This is a genomic window from Peptoniphilus sp. (genome assembly GCF_050943655.1).
Lineage (GTDB): Bacteria > Bacillota > Clostridia > Tissierellales > Peptoniphilaceae > Peptoniphilus_A.
In genome coordinates this window covers 1-6,309 of sequence record NZ_JBMNPQ010000082.1, presented here as the reverse complement: position 1 = coordinate 6,309, position 6,309 = coordinate 1, and the positions used below count along the sequence as shown (strand labels likewise).

The window sequence follows — 6,309 nt, the reverse complement described above, 5'->3', positions numbered from 1 at the left end:
AGGTTGTAATATTTGCAATTTTTGTTTTAGTTTTATTACTATTTTCTCTTACTTCTTTTTTTAGTGAATCTCTTCTTTGGCCAAATTCAAATGTAAATAGGGAATTTGACGGCATTGTGTTTAATAATGCTGAAGGAATTAACGATTTTAATGTATTTAGGTCCACAGTAGGAAAGGGCGACCAAAAGTTAGTTAAATATGATATTAAGTTTAACTACACAGGCGAAGATTCAACTGCAAGAATTTTAGGAACTCCTGTAAGACAAATTTTCTTTGGCGAAGGAGTTAATTATAAAAATTCAAAAGCTAATTTAAAGGGCGATTTTGACAAGGTAAATGAGTCTTTGTTCCAAGAAAAGTTAAAGTTAAAAGACTTCTTCAACAAGACAGATAACAAAGAGTTTATTGCAAAAAGTGAAATAAAATTGGATTTAACTGAAAGTATCGGTGACTATGACTTTACAGTTTATTACAAGCCATCTCCACTATATTTTTCAGGATCACAATTAGTTGAAAATGCATCAGTTTTTGTCACAAATGCAAAAGTTAGTGACTGGCAAGAAAGTACAAAGAAGACTGATAGCATAAAAGAAGCTTTCAACAATTCAGGTTATTACATAAATAAACTTGAAACTGTTAACGAAAAATTGGTCAGCAAAATCTCCACAATAAATACAATTTCAACTGTTCTATTTATTGTTTTGGCAATAGCAACACTTGGATTAATTTGGATGAACAGAGGCAATTTGATGATTTTCTTAGCTGCTCTTTTCATAATGATTCCTACATTTTATAGATTCATTGGAAAGGGAACAAGCAATCTTGGAATTTTAATTGCTTATCCAATACTTGCATTTATTGCATCAATTGTTGCAAAACTTCTATCTAAAGAAGATATGAAATTAAATAAAAATGACTTCAAACAGTCCTTGGCGTTTACAATTTGCTATTTTATAGCATCAATTGTGCTATTTATAATTCCAAGAACATTTATTTAAGGTTAAGACTCAACTGCTTTTGTGGTTGAGTTTTTTATTTAATAATAATGTAAAGGCTTAGTAAATAATAGGGTAAGTTTCCGTATTGAAATAAGATTTAATATACTATATAATTAAAATTGTAATAAGAAATAGGAGGCAGCTATGAAGAAAAAAATAGTATTACTATCTACAATTTTCCTTGTAATGCTTGGACTTGTTGCTTGTGGTGGTAACAAAAAAGAAAACGCACCAGCAAATAATGCCGGCAACAAAGAAGCAGCTACAGAGGAAAAAACAGACTTAAACGTAGGATTTGTAACTGATGAAGGTGGAGTAAACGACGAATCTTTCAACCAAGGTGCTTGGGAAGGACTTAAAAAAGCAAAAGATGAACTTGGAATTAACGCTGAGTATCTTGAATCAAAAGACTCAAAAGACTACACTCCAAACCTTGAAACATTTGCTGATCAAGAAAAGGATTTAATCTTTGGAGCAGGTTTCAAAATGGGCGCAGCTATTAACGAAGCAGCTAATTCTTATCCAGAAATCAACTATGCAATCGTTGACGTAGATGTTACTGTTGACGAAAACGGAAACAAAGTTGAAGCACCTGATAATCTTTTAGGTATCATGTTTAGAGCTCAAGAGCCATCATTCTTAGTTGGATACATTGCTGGTATGACTTCTGAAACTAACAAAGTTGGTTTTGTTGGTGGACAAGAAGGAAATATCATTTGGGGATTTGAATATGGTTACAGAGCTGGTGTTGATTACGCAGCAAAAGAAAAGGGAGAAGAAATCGAAATCTTATCTCAATATGTAGGTAACTTCTCTGATGCTCAAAAAGGTAAATCAATTGCAACTACAATGTACCAAAACGGTGCTGACGTAATATTCCACGCAGCTGGTGGAGCTGGAGCAGGCGTTATCGAAGCAGCTAAAGAAGCTGACAAATGGGCTATCGGTGTTGATAGAGACCAAAACGACTTAGCACCAGACAATGTATTAACTTCAGCTATGAAAAACGCAGACGTTGCAGTTTATCAAGTTGTTGAACAAATGAAAAACGGCGAATTCGAAGGTGGAAGAACAATTGAACTTGGACTTTCTGACGAAGGAGCAGTTGGAATTGCACCAACATCTGATAAAAATGTAAAACCAGAAATTCTTGAAAAAATCGACGGAATTTCTAAGAAAATTATTGATGGAGAAATCAAAGTTCCATACAATCAAGAAACTTACGAAGAATACAAATAATTTTTAAGAAGTGTCACTTATGTGGCACTTTTTAATATCATAATAGTGTGAGGGGAACCATCCTCGCACTATTTTTTTTGTGCTCATTTTTATTTATTTGCTGTTTTTATTGTGAAAACACTCTTGTCTTTGGTATAATTTAATTATCGATGTAAAGGAGAGCGTTTATGTTGGAAAATGATAAAAGCATAGCTGTGTATATGAAAAATATTACTAAAAAATTTGGAGATTTCACGGCTAATGACAATATCGATCTTGACGTAAAAAGAGGCGAGATACATTCTCTTTTGGGAGAAAATGGAGCTGGTAAGTCTACGCTAATGAATATGCTCTATGGAATGTACTCTCCAACTTCAGGCGATATTTATATAAATGGTGAAAAAAAAGAATTTAAGGATCCAAACGATGCCATAAAGGCAGGGCTTGGAATGGTGCACCAGCACTTCATGTTGATTGAGCCCTTTACAATAGTAGAAAATATTATTCTTGGCATGGAGCCCGTAAGTGGCGGAAAAATTGATATTAAAAAGGCAAGAGAAGATGTAATGGAGCTTGCCAACAGATATGGATTTAAAATTGATCCCGATGCAAAAATCGAAGACATATCTGTAGGTACTCAACAAAAGGTTGAGATTTTAAAGGTTTTATACAGAGGCGCCGACATTTTAATTTTTGATGAACCGACTGCAGTTTTAACTCCACAAGAAATTGATGAGCTGATTGAAATTATTACAAATTTATCAAATGAAGGAAAATCTGTAATTATAATCACTCACAAGTTAAAAGAAATCAAAAGAATGGCTGATCGCTGTACTATTATTAGACGTGGAAAGAAAATTGATACAGTAAATGTCAAAGATGTAACTGAGGCAGAGCTTGCCGATATGATGGTTGGACGTGCCGTTCACCTTGATGTCAATAAGAAACCGCAAAATCCAGGCGACACTATCTTAACAGTAGAAAATTTAGTTGTAAAGGATGCAAGAGATGTCAACAAATTAAAAGGATTTAATTTAGATGTAAAGGCTGGAGAAATACACGGCATTGCCGGAGTAGATGGCAATGGACAATCTGAACTTATTGATGCTCTTACAGGTCTAAGAAGTATTGAGAGCGGAAAAGTTACTTTTAATGGCAAGGATATTACAAATAAAACTCCGAGAGAGATTATTGATTCAGGTCTAAATTCAATTCCTGAAGACAGGCAAGTAAGAGGACTCGTCCTTGATTTTACAATTGCCGAAAACATGATTTTAAAAAATTACAATAAAGAGGCATTTTCACACAAGGGTATTTTGAAATCAAAGGAGATAAGAGAATACTCCAAAAAGCTTGTAAAAAATTATGATGTAAGGCCTAATAATATAGATTATTTTGCTGGATCACTTTCTGGAGGTAACCAACAAAAAGTTATTTTGGCAAGAGAGATATCTGATGATCCAGATTTATTAATAGCAGCACAACCTACAAGGGGTCTTGATGTTGGTGCTATTGAATATATAAGAAACTTTTTAATCGAGCAGAGAGACAAGGGAAAAGCCGTGCTACTAATTTCTTTTGAACTGGATGAAATTATGGCTCTTTCTGATAGAATTTCTGTAATCTTTGATGGACAAATTTTAAAAACTTTCGACGCAAAAGATACTGATGAAAGAGAGATAGGTCTTTATATGGCAGGAGGTAATGATGAAGAGGAATAGATTTGTATATACACTCCTTGCAATGCTTTTGGGAATGATTGTGGGTTCAATAGTTTTATTAATCAGTGGAACTAATCCACTTGAGGCCTATAAAGTTATTTTTGTAGGAGCATTTGGAAAACCAAAATATATTTCCTGGACTATAGTAAAGGCCATTCCATTAATTTTGACAGGACTTTCAGTTGCCTTTGCGTTTAATACTGGACTATTTAACATAGGAGCAGAAGGACAGTACATAGTGGGCTCAATTGGGGCGCTACTTGCTGGACTACTTTTAGATCTTCCACCAGTTGTTCATGGAATTGTTGCACTTTTGTGCGGATTATTATGTGGATTTATTTGGGGAGCATTAGTCGGATTTTTCAAGGCGAAATTCCAAGTTAATGAAGTTATCTCATCTATTATGATGAACTGGATTGCCTTTTATCTGAGTAACTATTTGCTCAGTTTTAGTGCGATTAGAAGTATTGAATCTGACAACTCCTATTCAATTAAAAACAGTGCATCCATTAGAATCTTAGGATCATGGAAGACGAGCGCTGCAGGAAAAGAAGTTTTGCGAAACAATAAATTTTTAAGAGATATTTTAAATCCACCAGTTAACTGGGGTCTTATTATTGCAATTGTTGCCGCAATTGTAATTTGGTATATCTTAAAGAAGACTACTTTAGGATATGAACTTCGCGCTGTTGGATTTAACACAAAAGCCGCAGAGTATGGCGGAATAAACATAAACAAAGCCATTATGAAATCAATGGGTATTGCAGGAGCACTTTCAGGACTTGCAGGAGCAATCACTGTTCTTGGTGTTTCTGGTAACATCGGTATAATGGCAGCTCAAGAGGGCTATGGTTTTGATGGAATGGCAGTTTCATTAATTGCAGGTAACTCGCCTCTTGGAACGATACCGGCGGCACTTCTGTATGCCGGGTTAAGTTATGGTGGCGGAAAGCTTACAACTATTGGAACTTATTCAGAAGTTATAAATATAATCGTTGGAATTATGATTTTATTTATAGCAATGCCAAAACTTTTGGATATGATAAAATTATTCTTCACTAAGTGGAAGAGCGATAGCAAGAATCAAAAGATAGAAAAGGGTACACCAGATCCTATCTTAAACACAGAAGTAAAAAAGGACGAGAGCATGGGAGGTAAAGATGAATAATATAGCACTTAATATTGCAAGTATTCTTTCAATAACATTACTTTATTCAGCACCCCTAATCTACACAGCTCTTGGCGGAGTTTTAAGTGAAAACTCAGGTGTTGTAAACATTGGACTTGAAGGCATGATGGCAATTGGAGCAATCATAGGTTCAATTGTAGGATATTATGTTGGTAATCCTTGGCTTGCATTTATATGCGGTGGTCTTGGAGGAATGCTCCTTGCACTTCTTCATGCAATTGCAACAATACATTTTGCAGCAGACCATGTAGTAAGTGGTATTGCCATAAACTTAATTGGTCCAGGACTTGCAGTTTTCTTGTGTAGAATATTCTTCGATGGAGCTGCAATGTCTAAGTCAATTCCTTATGCAAATAAATTGCCAGTACTTTTTAAGAACATCTTCACAGATCAAGCTGTGGCAAGCAGTGGATTTGTTAAATTTTTAGATATTGTCTTTGCACAATATGCATCAGTATACATTTCATTTATTTTGGTACTGTTGATGTATTTTATTCTTTATAAGACAAAGCTTGGTCTTAGAATAAGAGCTGTCGGCGAACATCCAAAGGCTGCAGAAACTCTTGGAGTAAATGCCTATGCAATTAAATATATATGCGTCTTAGGTTCTGGATTTTTAGCAGGACTTGGCGGAGCGTCAATGTCACTTGCAGTAGTTTCTAACTTTAGAGAGACATTAATTTCTGGTCAAGGATTTATCGCTCTTGCAGCAGTTATATTTGGTGGATGGAGACCACATGGAGCAATGGCTGCATGTCTACTGTTTGGATTTGCTCAAGGTCTATCAGTATTCTTAGGATCACAGGGAATTAAAATTGATACAAACTTACTTTCAATGATTCCTTATGTGATAACTCTAATAGTTTTAATTGCCTTTGTAAAAGGTTCAAGAGCACCTTCTGCAGATGGTATCCCATATGAAAGAAATAAATAATTAAATTTATAAGGCTTCCTTTTTGGAAGTCTTTTTTCGTATAAGATTGTGTGCGAAAATAATTTAAAATCCATTAAGTTAATAAAGGATAACCTGAAATTTAAAATTATATTCTAATAGTTTTTAAAAGTTTATAGAGTGATGGAATTTAACGAGCTTAAAAGAAAAAACTATTCTTTAGGGACGATATAAATTTAAAATATAAAAACATCGCCGCAATGGGGTGAGTTTAAAAAGCTAAAAATTATT

5 protein-coding genes are annotated in these 6,309 nt (G+C 34.4%); all 5 read left to right on the top strand.

Annotated features, from left to right (window positions below; genetic code table 11):
- The coding region (locus ACOX6R_RS06935) for a hypothetical protein (RefSeq protein ID WP_433448637.1) at nt 1–998 on the top strand (998 nt) is incomplete at its 5' end.
- 144 nt (nt 999–1,142) lie between these two features.
- Complete coding sequence (locus ACOX6R_RS06930; protein ID WP_433448635.1) at nt 1,143–2,237, top strand: BMP family lipoprotein; 1,095 nt, start codon at nt 1,143–1,145, stop codon at nt 2,235–2,237.
- A gap of 167 nt (nt 2,238–2,404) precedes the next feature.
- Entirely contained in the window at nt 2,405–3,937 is a 1,533-nt protein-coding gene (locus ACOX6R_RS06925) for an ABC transporter ATP-binding protein (protein ID WP_433448633.1), read from the top strand.
- Nucleotides 3,924–5,105 (top strand): ABC transporter permease, encoded by a 1,182-nt coding sequence (locus ACOX6R_RS06920; RefSeq protein ID WP_433448631.1) that lies wholly within the window; start codon nt 3,924–3,926, stop codon nt 5,103–5,105. The genes ACOX6R_RS06925 and ACOX6R_RS06920 overlap by 14 nt, the downstream gene beginning before the upstream one ends.
- The gene (locus ACOX6R_RS06915; protein ID WP_433448629.1) at nt 5,098–6,060 is read left to right on the top strand and encodes an ABC transporter permease; all 963 of its coding nucleotides are present in this window, start codon (nt 5,098–5,100) and stop codon (nt 6,058–6,060) included. The genes ACOX6R_RS06920 and ACOX6R_RS06915 overlap by 8 nt, the downstream gene beginning before the upstream one ends.
- Nucleotides 6,061–6,309: the final 249 nt, after the last annotated feature.

Excerpts from the sequence above, each read along its gene's own strand:
- ACOX6R_RS06915 (WP_433448629.1), top strand. The coding sequence starts at position 5,098 with ATGAATAATATAGCACTTAATATTGCAAGTATTCTTTCAATAACATTA.
- ACOX6R_RS06925 (WP_433448633.1), top strand. The coding sequence starts at position 2,405 with ATGTTGGAAAATGATAAAAGCATAGCTGTGTATATGAAAAATATTACT.
- ACOX6R_RS06930 (WP_433448635.1), top strand. The coding sequence starts at position 1,143 with ATGAAGAAAAAAATAGTATTACTATCTACAATTTTCCTTGTAATGCTT.
- ACOX6R_RS06920 (WP_433448631.1), top strand. The coding sequence starts at position 3,924 with ATGAAGAGGAATAGATTTGTATATACACTCCTTGCAATGCTTTTGGGA.